Origin of the sequence: Gordonia sp. VNK1 (assembly GCF_040049135.1) — a bacterium.
In the GTDB taxonomy this organism is placed as follows: Bacteria; Actinomycetota; Actinomycetes; order Mycobacteriales; family Mycobacteriaceae; genus Gordonia; species Gordonia oleivorans.
Map to the genome: position 1 here is coordinate 1 of NZ_JBDZDJ010000018.1, position 22,769 is coordinate 22,769.

The following is a 22,769-nucleotide window of genomic DNA, read 5'->3' on the forward strand; positions in this document are numbered from 1 at the left end:
AAACCCGCGGCTGCCGCGGGTGTTTTTGTTGTCTTCACAAACCACAAATCATGCCCCGGCAGCCGCTCCCACCAGCGCAAACACGCCGCGCAACCTCACAACCCGCGATCTACGGCTGTAGTACTAGTGGCTATGATCTCACGTTCGACGGCTTCCCTGAGCAGGGACTTGAGTAGATTCCATGCCGCCGCACGGCTCGCTTCATAGGTTGTGCCAAGGCCTTGCCACCATTCGTCGAGGCCGTCGGCAGTGATCGCGGCGACGGCGTGGGTACCAAGTCCTGGAATGATCCGACTATCGAGCAGTCGCTTGTACTCGGATCGGGTTGTTGGCTCCAGGGATCTGCCGGCCAGCGCGACTTCTGCGAATTCGGCAAGAGTAAGTGAAGAACGGGAGGCCTTCCTTTCGCGCTCTTTCGGTGGTGTCCAGCCACCTTGATCGATCAGGCTGCGCTCTGTGTGTAGCCAGGCCTCGGCTGCCATTCGGGTGGCGAAGGTCTTGGGCGCGCGGAACCTCGTGGGCGTGCCGTTGAAGACGTGCATATACGACGCTTCGAATCTCCCGCCAGGAGTACGCGGCTTCTGCACGAAGCCCCACCCTCTGCGGCGTCGCTTACCCGGCATCGTGGGCCCCTGTCGTCTGTCATCCGGTGGGTTGCTATGCGCGTTCCTGCTTGCTCATGCAGATAACTCGCGCGATATAGATGCTATCTCGTGGACGCTTGCGCATGTCGGTGGATGCGGCTACAGTCGCTCCTACCGGGCAATACGTGCTCCATATAGCCTGGTCAAACAACTCAATGGGTTCCTAAGTGCATCCAGGTTCGAGTCCTGGTGGGGGAGCAACGACGTATCCGCAGGTAGGTGCGGGTACCGGCGAACTCTCGATGTGGTCCGTGCGCCCTGCGCGCACCCCGATGCGGTTCACGCGCCTGGTTCTCGTTGGCGCGGTGCTCCCGTGCTCGCGCTGTTTGTTGCAACAAACAGCGCGAGTGTGGGGGCGCCGCGCGGGCGAACAGGACCCGCGCGAGTAATGCGGTCTCCAACGCCTCCCGTTTGGCAGCACCCCAGCCCACCGTGATTTAATTTGCCGGACTGGAAATTTACGATTCGGGATTGGTGGCGGGTGTCGGACGGGGTGGACTGGGGTAGGCGGCGCGCCATTCGCCGACGACGCGTGGCGCAACTGTGTATCGCTGTGGGGTTCAGTGCCGGAACGTATGCATTGATCTACGGTGCGTCCATCCTCTATTCGTTGACGATGCTGTTCAGCTTCGGCGACACCGACGTCGGCGGTGAGTTCGAGGTGACCACTCAAATCGCCCAGCAGACAACCGTATTCACAGTCATCGTGGTATTGGTGTTGCTCGCCGCGCTACGGGTCTGTCGACGTTGGTGGCCCGGGATCGGATCGGGTCCATGGTCGCCTCAGTGCGTGCCCGTCGCGACCGTACTCGGATCGGTCGGGTTCGTCATGGCGTCCGTGGTGTTCGGAGTGATCGTGATCGTGCCGGCGATCGACGGTCTGCACCTCTTCAGTTCCGGCACTGCGATGGACAGCGGACTCGCCGCGTCGCTGTGGTGGGCGGTCGGCGCCGGATTCGGTGAGGAGATCATCGTCCTCGCCGTCCCCGTGGTGATCTTGCGGTTCTATCGGGTGCCGACGGTGGGTGCCATCTGGATTCTCGTCGCGCTCCGCATCGCATATCACCTGTACTACAACGTGATCGGTGTCTGGTGGATGCTGCCGTGGGCGCTCGCCTCGGCGCTGATCTACTGGTGGTGGCCAGATCGTCGGATTCTCGGTGGGTTGATCGTCGCGCACATCGCCTACGACGCGGTGGCGGCGAGCGGAACGACTGCGTTCTTCGTCTTTGCCGGTGTCGCGGTGATCCTGCTGGCGGCGGCAACTCTGGCCGACCCCGGGTGGTTCCGCGTCTCGGCGCTACCGATGCGCAGCACGGACATTCGGCGCGCACTGCTCGGCCCGTCGGGTACCGGATGGACGCCGTCCGGACATCGTCGAGCTCGCAACGACTGAATCAACCCCGGAGCAGACCTCTTGGGCTGATTCGCAGCGTGGAGGATTTCGGCCCGGGTCGAGCAGCAACCGATCCGATGACACCGTGAGGCCACCGCGATCAGCAGCTGGCGCAAGCGCTTACGGTTGCGACCGCCAGGGAGATCGTGCCCGCGGCGTGCACTATCCGCGGCCACAAGGGTGGGTCGGACAACGCGAAATCTTGTGGCGCAGAGCCACTGTGAAGGGTTTCGACCATGCTGTCGGTGTCCCACAGTGCGAGAGCAGGTCCGTTCGAGTGTGCCGCGTTGTAGTAGACACCATGAACAGTGCGGTTCGGCGCGGGCTGATCCTCATGGATGGCTCGAGCCCACTGCTGGGTGAGGTCGCGAGCGTACGCACCGGTCGCGAGCGAGGGTAGCGCGCCGATACGCATGGCGGCGCCCTGTCCTCGCAGATCGAGCAGGTCGATCGGTGAGCGTGGGCCAACGATCGCCACGCGGTAGTTGGGGCAGATCTCCGCGATACTCAAGTCCCCGAATACTTCTCCGAGTGCAGTTGCGAGGTTGGTGGCGACGTAGAGCACAGACCGTCCACGCGGACATATCCCCGGCGGATCTGCCGGAGTGTGGTGATCGAACCGGTGTAGCGGCCCGAACCGGCGGTGAGTGACGCCGTCGGGAGTATGTCGTGACCGATGGTAGATACGGCACCACGTCCACGCCCCGCCCGTCCCACGGGGCTGCCACGTCCAGGACAAACCCGCGGCCGGGAGGGGGCGTTGTGGCGTGGCGAGGTCGACTACCACGCCGCGGCGGTGGTGGCTCTCGCCGCAGCAAGGACCTTGGCGATCTGGTCGGTGGCGAGAGCGTCGGCGGGTGTGGCCCCGTCGAGGTCGGCGTTCGGGCGTGTCATCCAGTGGCTCAATGTGACGACACCACCGGGGAACACCTCACGCAACCGGGCCAGCCCGTCGAGATGTCCGCGCGCAGTGTCTGCCCGGAACTGCCACGCCGGCAACCGCCACTGCCGACCATCTTTCAGCCCGATCAAATCGTGCCCGCGGAGACGATCGAGCACAGCTTGAGTCGAGATGCCGAGGAGCTCCGCGGCCTCACTCGTTCCAATCGCGGCGACGAGCGTCGCGTGACGCGCCGCGTACTGACGAGACAAGTTCGCGAGCAGGTCCTCGTCCCGTTCGGCGGGTGTCGGCGCCGGCCCCCACAGGTCGCTGTCGATATCCGGCGCGCCGCCTCGCAGTCCGCGAACAAAGGTTTCCTTTGTCTGCGGGGATGCGGCACGGAGAGCGGTGGCCAACGCCTCGTCGAACCCGGCCGAGGACGACTCGTCGCTGCTGTCGAATGCTGTCCCGCCGTTGCGTCGACCCGCGGGCGAGGTGATGGGCACCTTCTTGTCGGGTGCCCGTACAGCGTGCCTGCGGCCCGCCACTTTCACCGTGCGACCAGGTCGCTGCGGCCTACGCGTCTTCGGCACTGCCATACCTTCCATGATAGCGATCCCAAGCAAAACAAGTTGCCCAAGATAACAAGGCGGTGGACGGGATAAGACAAATGGGTCACCCGCCGACCTTCACGTCCTGGCCGGGGCTCTCTTGCGGGAACTCCGCATAAGACCCGTGCTTCCTCCGATCAACAGACCCCGGGACCAAATCGGGACGCCCCGATGTTCTTCTCTGTGACGCCGCAGCCAGCGGCGCACCGGAGAGGAGAGAAGTGTCCGACTACCGCAGCACACCCGAGGCCGTGAGCCGTCTCACCGCCGACCAGTATCGCGTCACGCAGCGTGACGGCACCGAGCCCGCGTTCCGTAACGCCTACTGGGACAACCACGAGCCCGGCATCTACGTCGACGTCGTGTCCGGCGAGCCGTTGTTCGCCTCGACCGAGAAGTACGACAGTGGCACCGGCTGGCCGAGTTTCACCCGCCCCATCAGCGACGACGCGGTGACCACCCGCACCGACCGCAAGCTGTTCATGTCCCGCACCGAGGTGCGTTCGGCCCACGCCGACAGCCACCTCGGTCACGTCTTCACCGATGGCCCGCGCGCCGACGGCGGCCTGCGCTACTGCATGAACTCGGCGGCGCTGCGCTTCATCCCCGTCGCCGAACTCGAGGAGCAGGGGTATGGGCAGTACCGGCGACTGTTCGACGACCCGACGAGCACTCACACGACAACCGACACCACCGAGGAGAATCCATCATGACCAGTGGCCCCAATGACACCGGACGCATCACGACGACGCCAGGAACCGAGACCGCCGTCCTCGCCGGCGGATGCTTCTGGGGCGTCGAGGACCTCATCCGTCGCCAACCCGGGGTTGTGGCCACCCGCGTCGGCTACACCGGTGGCAGCAATGATCATCCGACCTACCGCAATCACCCCGGACATGCGGAAGCCGTCGAGATCGTCTTCGATCCGACACGCACGACCTACCGCGACATCTTGGCGTTCTTCTTCCAGATCCACGATCCGTCGACGAAGAACCGTCAGGGTAATGACGTGGGCAGCAGCTACCGGTCGGCCATCTTCCCGGTGACACCCGAGCAGGAGCACATCGCACGGGAGACGATCGCCGACGTCGACGCGTCCGGACTATGGCCGGGCAAGGCGGTCACGACGATCGAGCCGGCGGCCCCGTTCTGGGAGGCCGAGCCCGAGCATCAGGACTACCTGGTGCGCTACCCCAACGGGTACACCTGCCACTTCCCGCGGCCGGGGTGGGTGCTGCCGAAGCGAAATGAGGTGCGCAGCAACAGCTGACGCCTTCCTTCCGCGGCCAAAGATGGGTCGTGTCGGCGAATAGTGGTGCTGTAGAACCCAATTCCTCCAACACGACCCATCGACGCCGGCCGCAACGTCGAAGCTCGCCATGTCCGATCCCATGATGTGACACGCCGAGGTTGCACAGCCACCCATCCGCGGGCAGAGTGAAAGGCAACGTCCACAAGTGCTTCGGCGCGGAAGGGATCGCTGTCGCAATGACCTCGGAGCACCGAACGTGCAGGTCATCAGTCGATTCCGCCCACTTCCTCGCTGCCGGGATGAGTCGTCGCCGCTTCTTTTCCGTGGCTGCGGCCGCGGGTGTCGGCGTGGCCGGCGCGACGGTACTTGGCGCCTGTGCGCCGTCCGGGTCTGGTGTGGCGAGCTCGGACAACACGATTCGGGCGGCGATCGCCGGGGAGCCGGATCAACTCGATCCGCACAAGACCAGCTCGTACTTCTCATTCGAGGTGCTGGAGAACGTCTTCGACACTCTCGTCGAACCCGACGAGAAACTCGAGATGCAACCGGCGCTGGCGCAGTCCTGGCAGGTCAGCCCGGACGCCACCATCTGGACATTCACTCTTCGGCCGAATGTCCGTTTCCACAACGGTGATTCGCTGACCGCCCAGGACGTGGTGTATTCCTATCGCCGCATCATCGATCAAGATCTGTCCAGCGCATGGCGATTGGAGAACATCGCCACCATCGCCGCACCCGATGACCAGCACGTGGTCATCACGACCACGGCACCGAGCTCGAATCTCTTGTCCACCATCGGCAGCTTCAAGGGAGTGGCAATCGTCAACCGCCGCAACGTCGAATCCGGACAAATCGCCACCCACCCGATCGGCACCGGCCCGTTCTCCTACGACTCGGGCTCACCGGGGACCTCGATCGTCCTCAAGGCCAACCCCGGCTACTGGGGTGGTGCGCCGAGGGTCGACGGCGTCGCCTACAGTTTCATCTCCCAGCAGACCACGGCCGTCTCGGCGCTGCGCTCCGGTGAGATCGACTGGACCGATTCCATTCCCGCTCAACAACTCCGGATTCTGGAGAGTACCGACGGCGTCGTCGTCGGCAGTGTGGTCGCCAACGACTACTGGTATGTGGCAATGAACTTCGCCAAGAAGCCCTTCGATGACACGCGGGTTCGTCAGGCCGTCGCGTACGCCATCGACCGCAAGTCCATCGCCCAGGTCGTCGGTTACGGCACGGCCACCCCCAACCAGCTGGCCATACCGAAGACCAGTCCGTGGTTCGCCGAATATGGCCGCTACACCGACGGATTGGATCGGGACGGCGCCACCGACAAGGCGCGCGACCTGCTGAAGCAGGCCGGGGTGGGCTCCCTGCCGATGGGATTGATGGTGACCACCGAATACCCGGAAACGGTGACCGCCGCGCAGGTGATCGCCTCCAACCTGTCCGACGTCGGCATCGACGTCACCATCGAGCAACTCGACTTCGGTGTGTGGCTCGACCGCCAATCGCAGGGTGCCTTCGACGCACTCCTGCTCGGCTGGCTCGGCAATCTCGATCCGGACGATTACTACTACGCCCAACATCATTCGCAGGGAACGTCGAACTCACAGAAGTACGCCAACCCCGACGTCGACCGCCTCCTCGACGCCGGCCGCGTCGAACTCGACATGGCCCGGCGCAAACAGATCTACACCGACGCCGCCGCCCACATCGCCGACGACGTCAGCTACCTCTACCTGTACAACCCGTCGGCCAATCAGGCCTACACCAGCGCCCTGCTCGACTACACCGTCCGATCCGACAAGGCGATCCGCTTCCGTGGCGCACACCTGGATCGGAGTCAGAGCGTATGAACGGATTCGGTTGGCCGCTGGTGCGTTTCATCCTGCTGCGGTTGCTCTACACCGCCATCGTCCTGCTGGGCGTGATCGTGGTGGTGTTCCTGCTGATCCAGGTGGTGCCCGGTGATCCCGTCCGCATCGCCCTGGGTACCCGGTACACGCCTGAGGCCTACGATTCTCTACGTCAGGCGTCCGGACTCGACCAGCCGCCCCTGACCCAGCTCGTCCACTACATCGGCAACGTCTTCACCGGCGACCTCGGCGTCAGCTTCCGCGACGGCGAATCGGTCACCGACCTGCTGCTCTCCCGACTGCCGGCGACCATCGCACTCGCCCTGGCCGCGATCGTGGTCGCCCTGGTGATCGCCATCCCGCTGGGCACCTGGGCGGCGCTGCGTGAAGGCCGGTTGGCCGACAACAGTATTCGCGTGGTGTCCCAGTTCGGGATCTCGGTGCCCGACTTCTGGATGGGCATCCTGCTGATCGCGGTGTTCTCCACCGCGTTGGGCTGGCTGCCGTCGGCGGGATACCGGCCACTCTCGGCCGGGTTCGTGCCGTGGATCGAACACCTGGTGCTCCCGGCGATCACCGTCGGCATGGTCACCGGCGCGATCATGACCCGCTACGTACGCACCGCCATTCTCGACGCCGCGAACTCGCCGTTCGTCATGACCGCCGAATCGAAGGGGCTCAGCCGCAGGCGAATCCTTGTCTCCCACATCGGACGCAACGCGCTGGTCCCGGTGCTCACCATCTCCGGCATCCAGCTCGCCACGCTGCTCGGTGGTGTGATCGTGGTCGAGGTGGTCTTCGCCTGGCCCGGACTCGGGCGCCTGGTCTACGACTCGGTCGCCGCCCGCGACTACCCGGTCCTGCAGGGCGCTATCCTGCTCATCGCCGCCATCTTCCTGATCATCAACCTCATCGTCGACATCCTCTACGCCGTCATCGATCCCAGGATTCGGCTGTCATGACCACGACCAACCCGCCCACCCCCGACGAGCCCGCCACCGACGAGCCCACCGCCGCAGCGCCGGAGCCGACCGACTCCGCCTGGCGGCTGTTCCTGCGCAACCCGGCCTCGGTCGCCGGGCTCGTCGTGATCCTCGTCGTGATCATCTGCGCGCTCTTCGGGCAGTGGATCGCGCCTTACGGCGCCAACGACATCGACGTTCCCGACGCGCTCGCGGCACCGAGTTGGTCGCATCTGTTCGGCACCGACGACCTCGGCCGCGACGTGTTCTCACGCGTCGTCCTCGCCGCGTCGGTGAGCCTGCGGGTGGCCGTCGTGGCGGTGGCGATCTCCCTGATCGTCGGCGTGATCCTCGGGATGTTCTCCGGCTTCGCCGGTGGTGTGGTCGACACGGTCCTGATGCGCATCGTCGATGTCGTCTTCTCCTTCCCGGTCATGTTGCTGGCCTTGGCGATCGTGGCGATCCTGGGTCCCGGCGTCACCTCGGCGATGATCGCGATCGGCATCGTCTACATCCCGATCTTCGCCCGCGTCGCCCGCGCCGACACGCTGCGGGTGCGCCAGACACAGTTCGTGCAGGCCGCCACCACCATGGGTGTCGGAACGCCACGCATCCTGTTCGGTCATGTGCTGCCCAACATCTCGGGTCCGGTGGTCGTGCAGACCTCCATCTCGCTGGCATTCGCCATCCTCAGCGAGGCGGCACTGTCGTTCCTCGGCCTCGGAGTGCAACCACCCGAACCGTCGTGGGGCCGGATGCTCTACGACGCGCAGGGATTCATCACCAGCGCCTGGTGGATGGGAGTGTTCCCCGGCCTGGCCATCCTGTTCACCGTCTTCGCGTTCAACCTCATCGGCGACGGTGTCCGCGACGTCCTCGACCCACGCCAACGCACCCTGCTCCGCAACCGCGGAAAGCGGCGCCACCCCACGGTGACCCGCGCGACCGTCACCCCGGTCGCCGACTCCGACACCGACGACTCCGCCGAGACGGTCCTGACCGTCACCGACCTCGTAGTCGGCGTGGGGCCACGGGAGATCGTGCACGGCAACAGCTTCAGTGTCGCCAAGGGGGAGACCCTCGGCATCGTCGGCGAGAGTGGATCGGGTAAGTCCCTGTCGGTGCTGGCGGCCACCGGACTCTTCGACGCGCCGAGCGCCCATATCTCGGGTTCGGCGCGCATCGGCGACACCGAGGTCATCGGCGCCTCCGATGCGACGCTGCGCGCGGTGCACGGATCCCGTGTCGGATTCGTCTTCCAGGACCCGTCGTCGAGTCTCAATCCGCTGCTCACCGTCGAATCGCAACTGACCGAGGGGCCGCGTCGGCACCTGAAGCTCACCAAATCGCAAGCGCGAGAACGGGCGCTGCAACTGCTGCGCGATGTGAACCTGCCCGATCCGGAGAGCAAACTGCACGCCTACCCGCACCAGCTGTCCGGTGGGCAGCGCCAGCGGGTGATGATCGCCATTGCACTCGCCTGCGACCCGGAGATCCTCATCGCCGACGAGGCGACCACCGCACTCGACGTGACCACCCAGGCCCAGATCATCGACCTGGTCGCCGAACTCCAGCGGGAACGCGGGATGGCGGTGGTGTGGATCAGCCACGATCTCGGCGTCATCGGACGCATCGCCGACAGTGTCCTCGTCATGCGTTCGGGTTCCGTCGTCGAAACCGGCACGGTCGACGAGGTTTTCGCCAACCCGCGTGCTGAGTACACGCGAACCCTGCTCGAATCCCGGCCGTTGCTGAGCAAGGTCGGTGACCGCGCCGAACCCGAATCCGACACCGACGACACGTCGCCCGCACTGGTCAGTATGCGCGGCCTCGGGGTCGATTTCACCATGCGACGCACCACGGGTCGCGACACCCTGCATGCGGTACGCGACGTGGATCTCGATGTGGCACAAGGCACCACCCTGGGGATCGTCGGCGAATCCGGGTCGGGGAAGTCGACCATCGCCGGCGTGTTCACCGGGCTGATCACCTCCGGCGGCGGGACCACGGTGCACGGGAGCATCGACGTGCGGGTCGACGGCCGAACCATCGACGCGGTCGGCGTGCGCGGTCACGATGCCGCGGTCCTGCGTCGACGGGTGTCGATGGTCTTCCAGGACCCGGGCGCCTCACTCGATCCACGCATGACCGTGGCCGCCTCGATCGCCGAACCGCTGCGCACCCACGGCCTGGTCTCCGGCAAGGGCGCGCTGCGCGAGCGTGCGGAGGAACTGCTCGGCGACGTCAGCCTCGACGGCTCGTATCTGGGTCGCTACCCGCACGAGATGTCCGGCGGGCAACGTCAACGAGTCTGTCTGGCACGGGCTCTCGCCTCCGACCCGGAGGTCCTCATCCTCGACGAGTCGACCGCGTCGCTGGACGTGTCGGTACAGTCCGAGGTCCTCGAGCTGCTCGCGCGTCTGCAGGCCGAGAAAGGCCTGACCTACCTGTTCATCGCGCATGATCTTGCCGTCGTCGAGCAGATCAGTGACACCGTGGCGGTCATGCAGAACGGCAGGGTCGTCGAAAGCGGTCCGGCCACAAGGATTCTGCACGACCCGGAGACCGACTACACCCGCAGGCTGCTCGCCGCGATCCCGCCGGAGACGCCGCAGCGGGCCTGAGGTGGCCGAGTCCAGGGCACTGACAGCCGCCTCACAGTTCCCGAACCTATCGTGGTGACATGGCGTCGACACTGCAGTCCGAACCCGTCCGCTCGATCCTCGACGAACTCTACGAACGCGCCCGCCAAGGAGGGCGTCCGCCGGGGCCGCGCCCGGGCGGCGCGCCACCGATGGATGCGCTCAGTCCTCAGGAGCACGCCGATGCCATGGCGGATCGCTACATGGCGATCGGCCGCGACACCGGTGTGCTGGCCTACTCGCTGATCCGCGCGGCGCGCCCATCGGTGGTCGTCGAATTCGGGATGTCCTACGGTGTGTCGGCTCTCTTCATCGCGTCCGCGTTGCGGGACAACGGGTCCGGTCATCTCTACACCACCGAACTCAGCGGCAAGAAGGTGGCCGCCGCGAGCGCGACCTTCGCCGACGCGGGTCTCGACGACCTCATCACCGTCCTCGAGGGCGACGCGCGTGAGACGCTGACGACGGTGACCGACGAGATCGGTTTCGTGCTCCTCGACGGGTGGAAGGATCTCTACACCGAGATCCTGGCCTTGCTCGAACCGCGGCTGCGTCCGGGTGCGCTCATCCTCGCCGACAACACCGATAGTCCCGGCGCCGCACCGTATCTCGACGTTGTGCGGGCCGGCGGCGACTACACCGGCGTCCCGCTGCCGGGCAAGCACGGTGATTCGGTCGAATTGAGCTGCCGCCTCTGATCGAGGGCCCGCTCAGGACAGCGTGGCGACCAGCACCCCGACGATCAGCACGATGAACACCAGGAAGATGACCGCGCCGCCGATGATGGCGGCGCGGGTCGTCGCCGGATCGGTGGGTTGGCGCGGCGGTTGGTAGCCGGTCGGTGTGGGGTTCACCGGGCCGGGACTCATCGTGCCCGGCGTCACCGGCGGAATGTGGACGATCGGCGGCAACACACCCGCCGGGGCGGCCTGCGGCATGGGTGGCGGGGGCGGGACGGCCACCGGCGGTGGCACCGACACGCGGCCCTCGAGCGCCTCGCGAGCCGCCTGCGCCATCTGCCCGGCGGTGACGAAACGATCGGCCGGATTCTTGGCCATCCCGCGGGCGATGACGTAGTCGAAGGGGCTGCCCAGCATGGGCGGCGGCTGATTGAGGTGGGCCGCGACGAGTACCTGGAGATCTCCCGCCCCGAACGGCGCCGCGGCCGTGAGGCATTCGACGAGCACACAGGTCAACGCGTAGATGTCGGTGGCCGGGGTGGCGATGTTGCCGGCGCCGAAGCGTTCGGGAGCCATGTAGGCGAACGATCCGACCGCGGCGCCGGTTTCGGTCAAACGCGGATCGGTGGTGGTCTGGGCGAGGCCGAAGTCGACGAGGTAGGCGAAGTCGCCGCTGTCGATGAGGACGTTGTCCGGTTTGACGTCCCGGTGGACCAGCCCGGCGGCGTGCGCGGCGTCGAGTGCCTGGGCGACCTGTTCGATGATGGACACCGCACGCTCGGGTGCCAGCGGCCCGCCGGCGAGCAGATGCCGCAGATCGGTGCCGCCGGAGACGATCCGCATGTCCAGGAACAGCAGCCCGTTGATCTCGCCCCAATCGTGGATGGGGATGACGTGCGGATCGTTGAGTTGGGCGGCCATCCGGGACTCGCGCAGGAACCGTTCGCGGAACATCGCGTCGCCCGCGTATTGCTGGGCCAGCAGTTTCAGGGCGACGGTGCGTCCGCGGCGTTCGTCGCGGGCCTCGTAGACCTCGCCCATCGCGCCACGCCCCAGGAGCCGTTGCAAGGTGTAATCACCCAGAACGGAACCGCTGCGGTCGGCGGGGCTTCCCATGGCGTGCGTCATCCTCCTGCCCACCGGGCCTCGGGCGGGTCCGCGGCAACGGATCGCTTTCCGCGGTACGCTACCCGCTCCACGTCGAGGTCGTGGACATCGACGCGCGGGTGTGGATGGCCGGCGGCCCGGCTCCGAGCTCGTATGACCTCGGCCTCTTGTCCCAATTGTCCTGCGCGACAGGCACTGAGGTGTTCAGCGACCGTGCTCGCGGGTGCCGTGACGGCGATGCCGCGGCGGTGATGCGTGTCGATCAGACAGACGGCCCGGCCATCGTCATGATGGCCGGGCCGTCCGTCTGCCGGTGCGGTGTCGAGATGGCTCAGGGGAGCCGGTGTCTCACGTCAGTGTGCGACGACCATCTCGTCCCCCTGGGTGGCGGGCAGCTTGCCGCTGCGGATCACCACCGCGGAGATGACGCCGCCGGCCGCGAAGACCGCGGCGGCGACCCAGAACGCCACCGTGTAGGAGTGCACCGCGGCCATCAGTGACAGCTGCTGCAGGTTCGCCGTGTGTGCGGCGTGATCGGTGACGTAGCCCGCCGCCGCGCTGGAGGCGATGGTGGACAGCAATGCGGTGCCGACCGACCCGCCGACCTGCTGCATCGTGTTGACCGTCGCCGAGGCCACGCCCGCGTCCTGGGGTTGCACACCGGAGATGGCGCCCTGCATGGCCGGTGCCATCGACGCACCGAGTCCCAGGCCCATCACGATCAGTGCGGGCAGGATGTCGGTGGTGTACGAACTCGAGTCGCTCAGCCGGGTCAGATACACCATGCCACCTGCGGCGATGAGCATGCCCGCGGTCATCAGCCAGCGCGGCCCGAACCGCGGCAGCAGGACCGCGGTCGAGGTGGTGGCGGTGAGGATGAGGGCGGCGATCATCGGCAAGAACGCCAGTCCGGTCCGGATCGGGCTGAACGCGAGGTTCTGCTGCAGGTAGTAGGTCAGGAACAGGAAGATCCCGAACATTCCGATACCGACGATGAAGACCGCGAGGTACGAGCCGGCACGGGTGCGGTCGGTGATGACCCGCAGCGGCAGCAGGGCATGCTCGGTGCGCGATTGCAGCCAGACGAAGACGCCGAGGAGTACCGCACCGGCCACCAGCCAGGTGAGGGTGGCCCAGTCGGACCAGCCGTGGGTCTCGGCGTGGGAGAAACCGTAGACGATGGAGAACAGTGCCACCGAGACGGTCAGGACGCCGGGGATGTCCAGCTTGGGGCGGTGTTCGGCCTTGTGCGGGGCCAGGAACAGGATGGCGCCGACCAGGGCGATGGCCGCGATCACCAGGTTCACATACAGGCACCAGCGCCAATCGGCCCACTCGGTGAGCATGCCGCCGAGCAGCAGGCCCAGCGCGCCGCCACCACCGGCGATGGCGCCGAAGATGCCGAAGGCCTTGCCGCGTTCATCGGGGTCGACGAACGTCGTGGTCAGCAGCGACAGTGCGGCCGGGGCGAGCAGTGCGCCGAAGACGCCCTGACCGGCGCGTGCGGCGACCAGCATGGTGAAGTTCACCGCGGCGCCACCGACCGCCGACATCACCGCGAAGCCGATGAGCCCGATGATGAAGGTGTTCTTGCGGCCCCACAGGTCCGACAGGCGGCCGCCGAGGAGCAGGAGGCTGCCGAAGGCGAGGGCGTAGGCGGTCACGATCCACTGACGGTCGGCGTTGTCGAATCCGAGCGACGACTGTGCGTGGGGGAGTGCGATGTTGACGATGGTGGCGTCGAGCACGACCATCAGCTGGGCCAGGGCGAGGACACCCAGCACCACCCACCGGAGCCGGTGATGCCGGGCCTCCGGGGTTTCGGGAAGAGACGAGGTCTCCTCGTTCTTCGAATAGACGGTTGTCATTCCGGCCTCCTGAAGCTAGGTGGAGGAGCTTCCTCCGGTTACCCAAGGGCCAACGGCACCCAACCGGAGAAGATTCCTCCGTTTGCTAAACTGTGACCATGACCACCCAGGCCGGGGAATCGCGGCCGTTGCGCGCCGACGCCGAACGCAACCGCTTACGCATCATCGCCGCAGCTCGAGAGCTCTTCGCCCAGCGCGGGCTCGACGTCTCCCTCGACGAGGTCGCCGAGGCCGCCGACGTGGGCGTGGGCACCGTCTACCGACGATTCGCCAATCGCGACGAACTCATCGCCGGCGTCCTCATCGAGCACCTGAACACCGTGAACGCCAAGACGGCCGCGGCACTGGAGAACGACGATCCCTGGGCGGCTGTGGTCGACCTCGTCACCTGGCTCGCCCAGTCGATGGCCGAGGACCGTGGGCTGGCGGCGATCATCATGCGGGTCGATCACTCCCACCCCGACATCACCGCGGTCAAGTCGCAGATGTCGGAACGGGTGGAGCAGATGTTCGCCCGGGCCCGGGACGCCGGAGTGGTCCGGCCGGATCTGGCGTCCACCGACTTCTACGCCATCTTCACCATGCTGTCGGCGGTGGCCGACGCCACCCAGGAGACCGCTCCGGGTGTCTGGCGCCGCTACCTCGGGTTGATCCTCGACGCCATCAAGGCCGACCCGCAGCGCAGCCCCCTCGACGTCCCACCGATGACCTTCGAGCAGGTGATGGACATGCAGCGGGCCAAACACGACGCGAAGCGCCGGGCGTCGGAACAGGGCGGCTGACTCGCCGTCAGGTGGCTCAGGTCCCCATGGTCGAGATCGACAGGATCTCCGGCACGGTCCGGGGCGTTCCCCAGTACCCGCCCGCACGTGCCGGCGTGAACCCGCCGGTCGAGATCGCGTCGACGACGGCCATGCCGTCGGGGTCGACGGTCCCGACGTGGGTGTAGATCGGGGCGCTGATGACCGGCCGGATCGCAACGAAGAAGGTGGCCGAGCCCTTCGGGTTCGACTGCCCGGTCAGCTGCGGATCCGCGACGGAGACCGACACACTCCCGCGCGGGTAACTCACCTGCGCTCGCCCGAAACCATCTGTGCTCCCGGCCGACGGGAGGTCGGTCGGGACCTCGTCGGGAGATGTCCATCCCGGACCGGCGCTCACCTGATGGATGTCGTCGGGCGTTTCCGTGGCGCCCGCCGGTTCGCCGCACACCAGAATGTAATCGCTCAGCCGACGACAGACCATGTCGTCGTAATACCGGGCGCGGGCAAGCGCGGCGATCGCCCCGGCATTGCAGGGCGCCGAGGAGTGGTCGAGGTCGATGCCGATCGTCCCCCTGCTGGTGTGCATGTCGAGGCGGGTGACACCGCTCGCCGGCTGCGTCGCCGACGGAGTCGGTGTCCGCGTGCCGTCGTGGGCTGCGGCGGGGTAGGAACAGGCGACCGAACCGGCCGCCGCCGTGGTGGTGGACAACCCTGCGCCCGCAACGGGATTCGACGGACCACGAACCGCGATGGCAACCATCACGGCGGTGATCGTCACGATCACGAGCGCGGCGAGGATGCCGCCGGCGATCAGGGCTCGCCGCGGCCCTCGGCGCTCGCCGGTAGGGATCGGCGTCGGTGGCGGCGGAAACAGCGGCGGCGGTGGAGGACTCATCGGCGGCGCGGTGGCGACACGGGTGCGCGCGGTCGCCGTGGGTGTGGGTGCGGGTGCCATGGGCGGGGGTGCGGGCAGCGGTGTCGTCGGTGCGGCAACCGGGACCGGTGCGGCACCCGGGCCGGATGCGGACGCGGCATCGCCGGCCGCGTGGGCGAGCTGTCCGGCGGTGGCGAAGCGGTGCTGCGGTGACTTGTTCAGCGCCGTCGCGATGACCGGGTCGAAGGCGTTGTGCAGCAACGGTGGTGGTGCCGAGATGTGCGCGCCGATCAGGCGGTGGATATCGCCGGTTCCGAAAGGTGGCTGCCCGGAGAGGCATTCGTACAGGACACAACCGAGTGCGTAGATGTCGACCGACGGGCTGATCGCATCGGTCGGCCCGAACCGTTCGGGTGCCATATACGAGAACGAACCGATGGCCGCACCGGTCTGGGTGATCCGGGTGTCGGTGATCCCCTGGGCGAGGCCGAAATCGGCGAGATAGACGAAGTCGTTGGCGGCGATGAGGATGTTGTCGGGTTTGACGTCGCGGTGGACGAGGCCCTCGGCGTGGGCGACGTCGAGCGCCGAGGCGACCTGGCCGATGATGCGGACCGCCCGGTCGGCGGGAATCGGTCCCGCCGCAAGGATGTCGGACAGGTTGTGGCCGCGAACCACCCGCATGTCGAGGAATAGTTGGCCTGCCACCTCGCCCCAATCGTGGATCGGGACGACATGTGGATTGTTGATCCGCGCCGCGATCCGGGACTCGCGCAGGAATCGTTCCCGGAACTGTGGGTCGTGCGCGAGGCCGGACGTCAGGAGTTTGAGTGCCACCTCGCGGCCGCGTCGGGTGTCGCGGGCCAGATAGACCTCGCCCATGCCGCCGCGACCCAGAAGACGTTCGAGGACGTAATCGCCCAGCACGTCGCCGGAACGGTCGGTGGGGCCGGTCACGGTGATGATTCCCCTGCACGTCGATGGCTCACGGACTCGAGGATGGGCGACTCGAGGGACGTCAGACTATCAAGCCCTCACTCTTGAGCCAGTCATAGGCGACGGTCGACGGATCTTCTCCGTCGATGTCGACGCGTCCGTTGAGTTCCTGCATCACCTCATCGGTGAGCCGCTCGGATATGGTGCCCAATAGCCCCGTCAGTTGCGGCCATTCCTTCAGGATCTCGGCGCGCACCACGGCGGTCCCGCTGTAGGGCAGGAAGAACTTCTTGTCGTCGACGAGGACGGTGAGGTCCAGATTCTTGATACGACCGTCGGTGGTGTACACCTCGCCGAAGTTGCACGGTGAACTCTTGGCCGTGGAGGTGTAGATGACGCCGGCGTCCATGCGGGTGACATTGTCCAGCGGGACGCCGTTGGGGTCACCGAGCGGCATGCCGTAGGTCTGCAACATCGGTTTGAAACCATCGGGGCGAGAGTAGAACTCGTCGTCGACACAGAAGGTGCGTTCGGCGACAGGCAGTTTCGCCACGTCGGAGAGCGAGGTCACACCCAACTGCTTGGCCTTGGCAGAGGCCGCGGCAAAGGCATAGGTGTCGTTGAAGTTGGCGGGTGGCAACCACACCAGGTTGTGCTCGGCGAGTTCGATGTCATGGACCTTCTGCCACAACACTTGCGGATCGGCGATGGTCTCGGTTTCGCCGTGATAGTTCACCCACGCGGTGCCGGTGTACTCCCACAGGATGTCGGCGTCGCCGTTGAGTTGAGCTTGCCGGGATGACGCCGATCCGGGTGCGCCGGTGAGATCGGTGACGTCCGCGCCCGCCGCCGCCAGATAGGTCGCAGTGATCTTGCCCAGGAGCACGCCCTCGGTGAAACTCTTCGATGTCACCGTGAGTTCGGCGCCCTTCAGCGGGGTCTGCCCATCGGGGAGCGAGGCCTGCTCGAACGTTCCCGAACTGCTCACCAGGCCACAGCCGGCAAGGACGAGCAGACCGGCCAGCAGCACACCCATCGTGCGCGAGGCCCGCAGGAGTCGCGGTGCGTAAGCGGTTGTCATGAGATGCCCCGCGGTGTGGCCACGAGTTCGACGATGCGGCCGAGCCAATCGATGACCATCGCCAACAGCGCCACCAGGATTGCCCCGGAGATCAGGAGTTTCGGCAGGAACAGTGTGACCCCCGTGGTGATCAACGTGCCCAGGCTCGTCGCCCCGATGAACGTGCTCAGGGTTGCGGTACCGACCAGGATGACCAGCGCGATCCGTACCCCGTTGAGGATCACCGGAACAGCGAGCGGTAACTCGACCTGGACGAGGGTACGCACCGCCGAGTATCCGATGCCGCGGGAGGCCTCGATGGTGCGTTGGTCGACCTGCCGCAATCCGACGATGGTGTTCTGCAGGATTGGTAGCACGGCGTACACGACGAGTCCGACGACGGCGGTCTTGAATCCGGTGCCGAGCCAGAAGGTGAACAAGACCAGCAGGCCGACGGCCGGCGCGGCCTGACCGATGTTGGCGACGTTCACCGCAATCGGACTGAACCAGCGCATCGATGGCCGGGTGAGGATGATGCCGAGTGGAATCGCGATGACGATGACGATCACGGTGGCGGTCAAGGTCAGTTTGATGTGATCGAGAATGGTCGTCTGTAGCGTCGCCCACTCCAACGACGCGCTCTCGGTTTCGGTGAATGTGGTGGTCGCGTACCAACTGAAGTACCCGATACCGATCACCAGGAACACCAGCGGCTCAAACCACACATCGATCGGTAGTTGCCGGAATCGTTTCATGATGCCGGGTCCGATTCGAGGGGTGGATTCTTCGGTTCGCCACCCTCTCGGTGCGAGGCGTAGCTGGTCTCGTCCTCATCCGTGCGGGCATCGGCGAGCTGTGACCGGATCACATCCATCACCGCGGCGATGGTGAGCGAGCCTATGACCGATCCACGGCCGTCGGTGACGAGCGTTCCTCCCTGGCTGGCCGCGAGCATGGAATCCAGGGCGTCGTTGAGTGTCGACGAGTCCGCGACGACCGGTAGGCGGGGATCGACGTAGTCGGAGATCTCCCTTTTCGTCGACACCTCACCAAGTGTGGGCCAGGCCCTCGGTCGGCCGTGCTCGTCGACCACCACAATCCAATCGTGGCCGTTGCTCCGGGCCCGGTCGAGCACCGAAGCGGATGAATCCCCGACCTGCGCGGTGGTGACCTCGACGAGATCGACATCGCGCACCCGCGAGAGTGTCAGATGTGCCAGCGTCGCCCCGGAGCCGATGAACTCCTCGACGAACGGGGTGGCCGGGTTGGCCAGGATCTCCTCCGGCGGCGCGTACTGCTCCACGTGCCCGCCCTCGGACAGGATCAGGACCTTGTCGCCGAGCTTGGTGGCCTCCTCGAAGTCGTGGGTGACCAGCACGATGGTCTTGCCGAGTTCCTTCTGGATGGCGATCAGGCTGTCCTGCAACCGAACCCGGGTGATGGGGTCGACCGCGCCGAACGGTTCGTCCATCAGCAGAACGGGTGGATCGGCGGCCAGCGCGCGGGCCACACCCACGCGCTGTTGCTGGCCACCGGACATGTCCTTGGGTAGTCGGTGGGCAAACGTCGCCGAATCCAGACCGACCAGGTCGAGGAGATACTCGGTTCGCTCGGCGATCTTCTTCTTGTCCCATCCCAGCACCCGGGGGATGGCGCCGATGTTCTTGGCGACATCCCAGTGTGGGAAGAGTCCGCCGGACTGGATGACGTAGCCGATTGACTGCCGGAGCTTGTCGGGGTTCTCGCGGGTGACGTCGCGGTCGCCGATGAAGATTCGCCCCTCTGTGGGTTCGATGAGCCGGTTGATCATCTTGAGTGTGGTCGTCTTGCCGCATCCGGAGGGACCGACGAAGGCCACGATGTCACCGGCATCGATGGTCAGGTCGAGTCGCTCTACCGCCGGTGTGGCCTGGCCGCGATAGCGCTTGACGACACCGTCCAACCGGATCGAGGCACCTGTGACAGTCCGGTCGTCGGACCCCGGCGAGTGAGGTGACGCCGGGCCGGGTGCGGCGGAACCATGTGAGACATCGGTCATGACAACCCCTTGGAGATCGTGACGCGGCCGAGAAGGACAAGCAGTGCGTCGAAGACGAGTGCGATGGCGACGATGAGAATGGTTCCGGTGAGCGCCATTTCGAGTGCATTGGCGCCGCCGAGTCGGGAGAGTCCGTTGAAGATCAGTGAACCGAGTCCCGGGCCGAGGACATAGGCGACGATCGCGGCGACACCGACGATCATCTGTGTCGAAACCCGGATACCGGTCAGGATCACCGGCCACGCGATCGGCAGTTCCACGGTGAGCAGAATGCGCCAGCGCGGCAACCCGATTCCACGTGCGGATTCAATGACCGTGTCGGGCACCGAGCGCAGGCCGACGACCGCGTTGCCGATCACCGGCATGGCGGCGAAGAACGCCAACATGATGAACGACGGCACCACTCCGAGCCCGAAGGGCACGATCAACAGTGCGAGCAATGCCAGTGACGGGATGGTCAGCGCCACTCGGCTCGACGTCAGCGTCAGCGACGATACGAGCGGCAGCCGATAGACCAGCACCGCGATGATCACCGCCGCCAGCGCACCGACGAGGACCGTCTGGAAGGCGAGCGAGGCGTGCTGATAGGTCAAGAACGTCAAGGTGGACGCGTGGCCACTGATGTAGTTCCACAACTGCACGTGTCGATCCCTTCGTGGACCCCGAAGTGGACAAGGGGTTGCGCAATGTGGCGGCACACCACTTGTGCCGCTTTTCGAACACTAGTTGTCCGTGGTGCCGGCCGTTGCCCGATTGGGGCGTGAAGAGTGCGCGCGTGCGTTCACCGAGGAGATGTCGGCGCCCGATGACATGGGCACATTCCCGTCGCATCACGATTGTCGGCAACTTTCAATCATGATGAACAAAAGTCGCTGGCGACGCGGGCCGATAGGCTGGACGCCATGGCAGTCAGTCGCCCCACCGACAAGACCGACGAGGTCCGGCGCGCACCCCGCGCGCGGATGACCGGTGCGCAGCGTCGCCTGCAACTCATTGAGGTCGCGCGGGGATTGTTCGCCGAACGCGGCTTCGAGGCCACCTCCATCGAGGAGATCGCGCAGCGGGCCGGTGTGTCCAAGCCGATCGTCTACGAACATTTCGGCGGCAAGGAGGGTCTCTACGCGGTGGTGGTGGACCGCGAGATGGAGACGTTGCTGGAGATGGTGACGTCGTCGCTGTCGCGCAATCGCTCGCTGTACCGCATCCAGCAGGTGGCGCTCGCGCTACTCACCTACATGGAGGAACGCACCGACGGCTTCCGCATCCTCGTCCGTGGCGAGAGCACCAGCGCCGGCACCTATTCGAGCCTGCTCAACGACGCGATCAGCCAGGTCGAGCACATCCTGGCCGGCGACTTCGAGCGACGCGGATTCGACCCGAAACTGGCGCCGCTCTACGCCCAGGCGCTCGTCGGCATGGTGTCGGTGACCGCGCAATGGTGGCTCGATGTGCGGGAGCCCTCCAAAGAGGTTGTCGCCGCACACCTGGTGAATCTGTGCTGGAACGGACTGACCCGCCTCGACCCCGATCCGGAGTTGGTGGGACCCGATTACGTTGAACCCGAACGGGTTGGATCAGACCGGGTCGAACCCACCGAGCGGAGCGCGGCCGAGGACTCCGACGACTGAGCGACCGCACGCGGTTCGCCCATCTTGGCCGCGACCACACCGACGATGATCAACACTCCACCGAGGATCTGGGCCGGCGCGGGAATCTGCCCGAGCAGTGCCGCCGCCCACACCACGGCGGCGAGCACCTCCAGCAACGCGATCAGCGAGGCGAGTCGCGCACCCAGGCGCCGGGCCGCGCCGATGCCGGTGAGATATGCGGTGGCCGCGGAGATGACGGCGAGTCCGACCAGCACCGAGGCGGCCGGCGCGGCGAATCCGGCGAAATGTGCGGTGGCCTCACCGGCGGTCATCGGCAGCACTCCCACCACCCCGAACATGCCCAAAAGCAGTGCGGCGAAGATCATTCCGCCGGTCGCCAGCACGGCGGGCGGCAGGTCGTCGTGCTGGTGGGCCGAGATCAGGAAGTAGCCGGCCGCGCCGATCATCGCTCCCACGGCCCAGAGTGCGCCGACCGGATCGATCGATGCCGGGCCGAGGAGGTCGAGGACGAGGACGAGACCGACCGCGCAGATCGCGATCCCGGCGACCGCCCACCTGCTCGGCCGCTGTCGGTGGACGGCCCACATCCACCCGACCACGACGACCGGCGCGGTGTACTCGATCAGCAGCGCGGGACCGACGTCCATCGTCTGGATCGCCGAGAAGTAGCAGAACTGGGCGGCGGCGATGCCGAGCAGTCCATACAGTGCGATGGTCTTTCCGTGCGCGCCGAGGATGGAGACGAGCCGGGCCGGGCGCAGCTGCGACCAGCCGCCCAGGTCGCGCACCGCGAAGGGGATGAGTGCCAGTCCGCCGAGTCCGATACGGATGCCGACGACGGCACCGGGACTCCATCCGGCCGCCAGCAGCGGAGTCGCCAGCGCGCCGGAGATGCCAAAGCTGACCGCCGAGATCACCGCCAGTACCAACCCCGACCTGACGCGGGTGGCGTCGAACGTGGGGTCATTGGTCAACGTGCTCATGACGAATGACGCTAGGGTCCGATTCGGTAATGTGTCAACATGATTTTCGGTGATGACGTGGACCTGGCGCTGCAGGCGGCGGTCACCCTGGTCAATTCGGGCTCGCCCCCGGACACCTTCGAGACGATCGCCGATCTCGACGCGTACTGGGAACGGTTCGGCTACACCGGCCGCCGAGTCGGCGATCGCGCCGAACTCGACAGCGTCCGGGCCATCCGGCCGCGTCTGCGGGCACTGTTGCTGGCCGACCGCGACGACGCCGTCGACCTGGTCAACACGGTCCTGCGCCGTCACCGGGCGCTGCCTCAGCTGGTCCGGCACGGGCGGACCGATTGGCATCTGCATGCCATCGATGACGACGCGCCCTTGGCCGACCGGATCATGGTGGAGACCGCGATGGCGCTGGTCGACGTGATCCGCGCCGATGACCTGTCACGCCTCGCGATCTGCGCCGACGAGGGCTGCGACGCCGTCGTCCTCGACCTGTCCCGCAACCGATCGCGACGGTACTGCTCCACGGCGTGCACCAACCGCAATGCGGTCGCCGCCTACCGCGCCCGGCAGGGCGATCCCGAGGGAGCCCGGCGGGCATGACCACCGGACGCT

The 22,769-nt window shown here is 66.3% G+C and carries 21 protein-coding genes; 10 read left to right on the forward strand and 11 right to left on the reverse strand.

From position 1 onward, the window contains the following. Window positions 1-95: 95 nt before the first annotated feature. Complete coding sequence (locus ABLE94_RS19270; protein WP_348809563.1) at window positions 96-587, reverse strand: hypothetical protein; 492 nt, start codon at window positions 585-587, stop codon at window positions 96-98. A 538-nt stretch (window positions 588-1,125) separates the two neighbouring features. Between ABLE94_RS19270 and ABLE94_RS19275 the strand changes: the two genes are divergently transcribed. Beyond that, on the forward strand, window positions 1,126-2,040 hold the full coding sequence (locus ABLE94_RS19275; RefSeq protein ID WP_348809564.1) for a hypothetical protein: 915 nt from the start codon (window positions 1,126-1,128) through the stop codon (window positions 2,038-2,040). Window positions 2,041-2,140: 100 nt separating this feature from the next. Here ABLE94_RS19275 and ABLE94_RS19280 read toward each other — a convergent pair whose 3' ends face one another. Together ABLE94_RS19280 and ABLE94_RS19285 are read right to left on the reverse strand one after the other, a co-directional pair. Continuing rightward, on the reverse strand, window positions 2,141-2,827 hold the full coding sequence (locus ABLE94_RS19280) for an RES family NAD+ phosphorylase (protein ID WP_348802901.1): 687 nt from the start codon (window positions 2,825-2,827) through the stop codon (window positions 2,141-2,143). Beyond that, complete coding sequence (locus ABLE94_RS19285) at window positions 2,821-3,519, reverse strand: antitoxin Xre/MbcA/ParS toxin-binding domain-containing protein (protein ID WP_348802900.1); 699 nt, start codon at window positions 3,517-3,519, stop codon at window positions 2,821-2,823. The genes ABLE94_RS19280 and ABLE94_RS19285 overlap by 7 nt, the downstream gene beginning before the upstream one ends. Window positions 3,520-3,752: 233 nt before the next feature. Here ABLE94_RS19285 and msrB point away from each other — a divergent pair, with 233 nt between their 5' ends. From msrB to ABLE94_RS19315, 6 genes are all read left to right on the forward strand, one after another. Beyond that, window positions 3,753-4,244: a peptide-methionine (R)-S-oxide reductase MsrB gene (gene msrB, locus ABLE94_RS19290; RefSeq protein ID WP_348802898.1), complete on the forward strand. Its 492-nt coding sequence runs from the start codon at window positions 3,753-3,755 to the stop codon at window positions 4,242-4,244. Further along, window positions 4,241-4,801, forward strand: a complete 561-nt coding sequence (msrA, locus tag ABLE94_RS19295) for a peptide-methionine (S)-S-oxide reductase MsrA (protein ID WP_348809565.1) — start codon at window positions 4,241-4,243, stop codon at window positions 4,799-4,801. The genes msrB and msrA overlap by 4 nt, the downstream gene beginning before the upstream one ends. Window positions 4,802-5,082: 281 nt before the next feature. Further along, entirely contained in the window at window positions 5,083-6,639 is a 1,557-nt protein-coding gene (locus ABLE94_RS19300; protein WP_425476249.1) for an ABC transporter substrate-binding protein, read from the forward strand. After that, window positions 6,636-7,601 carry an ABC transporter permease gene (locus ABLE94_RS19305; protein ID WP_348802894.1) on the forward strand — a complete coding sequence of 322 codons (966 nt, stop codon included), beginning with the start codon at window positions 6,636-6,638 and terminating at the stop codon, window positions 7,599-7,601. The genes ABLE94_RS19300 and ABLE94_RS19305 overlap by 4 nt, the downstream gene beginning before the upstream one ends. Next, the gene (locus ABLE94_RS19310) at window positions 7,598-10,225 is read left to right on the forward strand and encodes a dipeptide ABC transporter ATP-binding protein (protein WP_348802892.1); all 2,628 of its coding nucleotides are present in this window, start codon (window positions 7,598-7,600) and stop codon (window positions 10,223-10,225) included. The genes ABLE94_RS19305 and ABLE94_RS19310 overlap by 4 nt, the downstream gene beginning before the upstream one ends. Before the next feature lie 59 nt (window positions 10,226-10,284). Further along, the gene (locus tag ABLE94_RS19315) at window positions 10,285-10,941 is read left to right on the forward strand and encodes an O-methyltransferase (RefSeq protein ID WP_348802891.1); all 657 of its coding nucleotides are present in this window, start codon (window positions 10,285-10,287) and stop codon (window positions 10,939-10,941) included. A gap of 12 nt (window positions 10,942-10,953) precedes the next feature. On the opposite strand, the gene ABLE94_RS19320 is transcribed toward ABLE94_RS19315, so the two are convergent. Next, window positions 10,954-12,039: a serine/threonine-protein kinase gene (locus ABLE94_RS19320; RefSeq protein WP_348802890.1), complete on the reverse strand. Its 1,086-nt coding sequence runs from the start codon at window positions 12,037-12,039 to the stop codon at window positions 10,954-10,956. Between the two features lie 344 nt (window positions 12,040-12,383). Beyond that, on the reverse strand, window positions 12,384-13,898 hold the full coding sequence (locus tag ABLE94_RS19325) for a DHA2 family efflux MFS transporter permease subunit (protein ID WP_348809567.1): 1,515 nt from the start codon (window positions 13,896-13,898) through the stop codon (window positions 12,384-12,386). A 98-nt stretch (window positions 13,899-13,996) separates the two neighbouring features. On the opposite strand from ABLE94_RS19325, the gene ABLE94_RS19330 reads away from it, so the two are divergent. Further along, entirely contained in the window at window positions 13,997-14,680 is a 684-nt protein-coding gene (locus tag ABLE94_RS19330; RefSeq protein ID WP_348802888.1) for a TetR/AcrR family transcriptional regulator, read from the forward strand. A gap of 16 nt (window positions 14,681-14,696) precedes the next feature. Here the strand turns inward: ABLE94_RS19330 and ABLE94_RS19335 are convergent, their stop codons facing one another. From ABLE94_RS19335 to ABLE94_RS19355, 5 genes are all read right to left on the reverse strand, one after another. Next, entirely contained in the window at window positions 14,697-16,493 is a 1,797-nt protein-coding gene (locus tag ABLE94_RS19335) for a protein kinase domain-containing protein (protein WP_348802887.1), read from the reverse strand. Window positions 16,494-16,554: 61 nt separating this feature from the next. Continuing rightward, a complete protein-coding gene (locus ABLE94_RS19340) occupies window positions 16,555-17,508 on the reverse strand; it encodes a glycine betaine ABC transporter substrate-binding protein (RefSeq protein ID WP_348803204.1) in 954 nt (317 codons plus the stop codon). A 41-nt stretch (window positions 17,509-17,549) separates the two neighbouring features. Next, window positions 17,550-18,287, reverse strand: coding sequence for an ABC transporter permease (locus tag ABLE94_RS19345; RefSeq protein ID WP_348802886.1), 738 nt, complete (start codon window positions 18,285-18,287; stop codon window positions 17,550-17,552). Then, window positions 18,284-19,570 carry an ATP-binding cassette domain-containing protein gene (locus ABLE94_RS19350; RefSeq protein WP_348802885.1) on the reverse strand — a complete coding sequence of 429 codons (1,287 nt, stop codon included), beginning with the start codon at window positions 19,568-19,570 and terminating at the stop codon, window positions 18,284-18,286. The genes ABLE94_RS19345 and ABLE94_RS19350 overlap by 4 nt, the downstream gene beginning before the upstream one ends. Continuing rightward, on the reverse strand, window positions 19,567-20,211 hold the full coding sequence (locus ABLE94_RS19355; RefSeq protein ID WP_348802884.1) for an ABC transporter permease: 645 nt from the start codon (window positions 20,209-20,211) through the stop codon (window positions 19,567-19,569). The genes ABLE94_RS19350 and ABLE94_RS19355 overlap by 4 nt, the downstream gene beginning before the upstream one ends. Before the next feature lie 261 nt (window positions 20,212-20,472). Here ABLE94_RS19355 and ABLE94_RS19360 point away from each other — a divergent pair, with 261 nt between their 5' ends. Next, window positions 20,473-21,198 (forward strand): TetR family transcriptional regulator, encoded by a 726-nt coding sequence (locus ABLE94_RS19360; RefSeq protein ID WP_348802883.1) that lies wholly within the window; start codon window positions 20,473-20,475, stop codon window positions 21,196-21,198. Here the strand turns inward: ABLE94_RS19360 and ABLE94_RS19365 are convergent. After that, window positions 21,120-22,163, reverse strand: coding sequence for an EamA family transporter (locus ABLE94_RS19365; protein ID WP_348802882.1), 1,044 nt, complete (start codon window positions 22,161-22,163; stop codon window positions 21,120-21,122). The genes ABLE94_RS19360 and ABLE94_RS19365 overlap by 79 nt on opposite strands. A gap of 39 nt (window positions 22,164-22,202) precedes the next feature. Between ABLE94_RS19365 and ABLE94_RS19370 the strand changes: the two genes are divergently transcribed. Next, a complete protein-coding gene (locus tag ABLE94_RS19370) occupies window positions 22,203-22,757 on the forward strand; it encodes a CGNR zinc finger domain-containing protein (protein ID WP_348802881.1) in 555 nt (184 codons plus the stop codon). The last annotated feature ends 12 nt before the right edge of the window (window positions 22,758-22,769 follow it).

Bases quoted from the DNA above. Each gene is read 5' to 3' on its own strand.
- ABLE94_RS19345 (WP_348802886.1), bottom strand. From the start codon at position 18,287: ATGAAACGATTCCGGCAACTACCGATCGATGTGTGGTTTGAGCCGCTG.
- ABLE94_RS19325 (WP_348809567.1), bottom strand. From the start codon at position 13,898: ATGACAACCGTCTATTCGAAGAACGAGGAGACCTCGTCTCTTCCCGAA.
- msrA (WP_348809565.1), top strand. From the start codon at position 4,241: ATGACCAGTGGCCCCAATGACACCGGACGCATCACGACGACGCCAGGA.
- ABLE94_RS19365 (WP_348802882.1), bottom strand. From the start codon at position 22,163: ATGAGCACGTTGACCAATGACCCCACGTTCGACGCCACCCGCGTCAGG.
- ABLE94_RS19300 (WP_425476249.1), top strand. From the start codon at position 5,083: ATGAGTCGTCGCCGCTTCTTTTCCGTGGCTGCGGCCGCGGGTGTCGGC.
- ABLE94_RS19330 (WP_348802888.1), top strand. From the start codon at position 13,997: ATGACCACCCAGGCCGGGGAATCGCGGCCGTTGCGCGCCGACGCCGAA.
- ABLE94_RS19315 (WP_348802891.1), top strand. From the start codon at position 10,285: ATGGCGTCGACACTGCAGTCCGAACCCGTCCGCTCGATCCTCGACGAA.
- ABLE94_RS19350 (WP_348802885.1), bottom strand. From the start codon at position 19,570: ATGACCGATGTCTCACATGGTTCCGCCGCACCCGGCCCGGCGTCACCT.
- ABLE94_RS19370 (WP_348802881.1), top strand. From the start codon at position 22,203: ATGATTTTCGGTGATGACGTGGACCTGGCGCTGCAGGCGGCGGTCACC.
- ABLE94_RS19320 (WP_348802890.1), bottom strand. From the start codon at position 12,039: ATGGGAAGCCCCGCCGACCGCAGCGGTTCCGTTCTGGGTGATTACACC.
- ABLE94_RS19305 (WP_348802894.1), top strand. From the start codon at position 6,636: ATGAACGGATTCGGTTGGCCGCTGGTGCGTTTCATCCTGCTGCGGTTG.
- ABLE94_RS19340 (WP_348803204.1), bottom strand. From the start codon at position 17,508: ATGGGTGTGCTGCTGGCCGGTCTGCTCGTCCTTGCCGGCTGTGGCCTG.
- ABLE94_RS19360 (WP_348802883.1), top strand. From the start codon at position 20,473: ATGGCAGTCAGTCGCCCCACCGACAAGACCGACGAGGTCCGGCGCGCA.
- ABLE94_RS19285 (WP_348802900.1), bottom strand. From the start codon at position 3,519: ATGGCAGTGCCGAAGACGCGTAGGCCGCAGCGACCTGGTCGCACGGTG.
- ABLE94_RS19310 (WP_348802892.1), top strand. From the start codon at position 7,598: ATGACCACGACCAACCCGCCCACCCCCGACGAGCCCGCCACCGACGAG.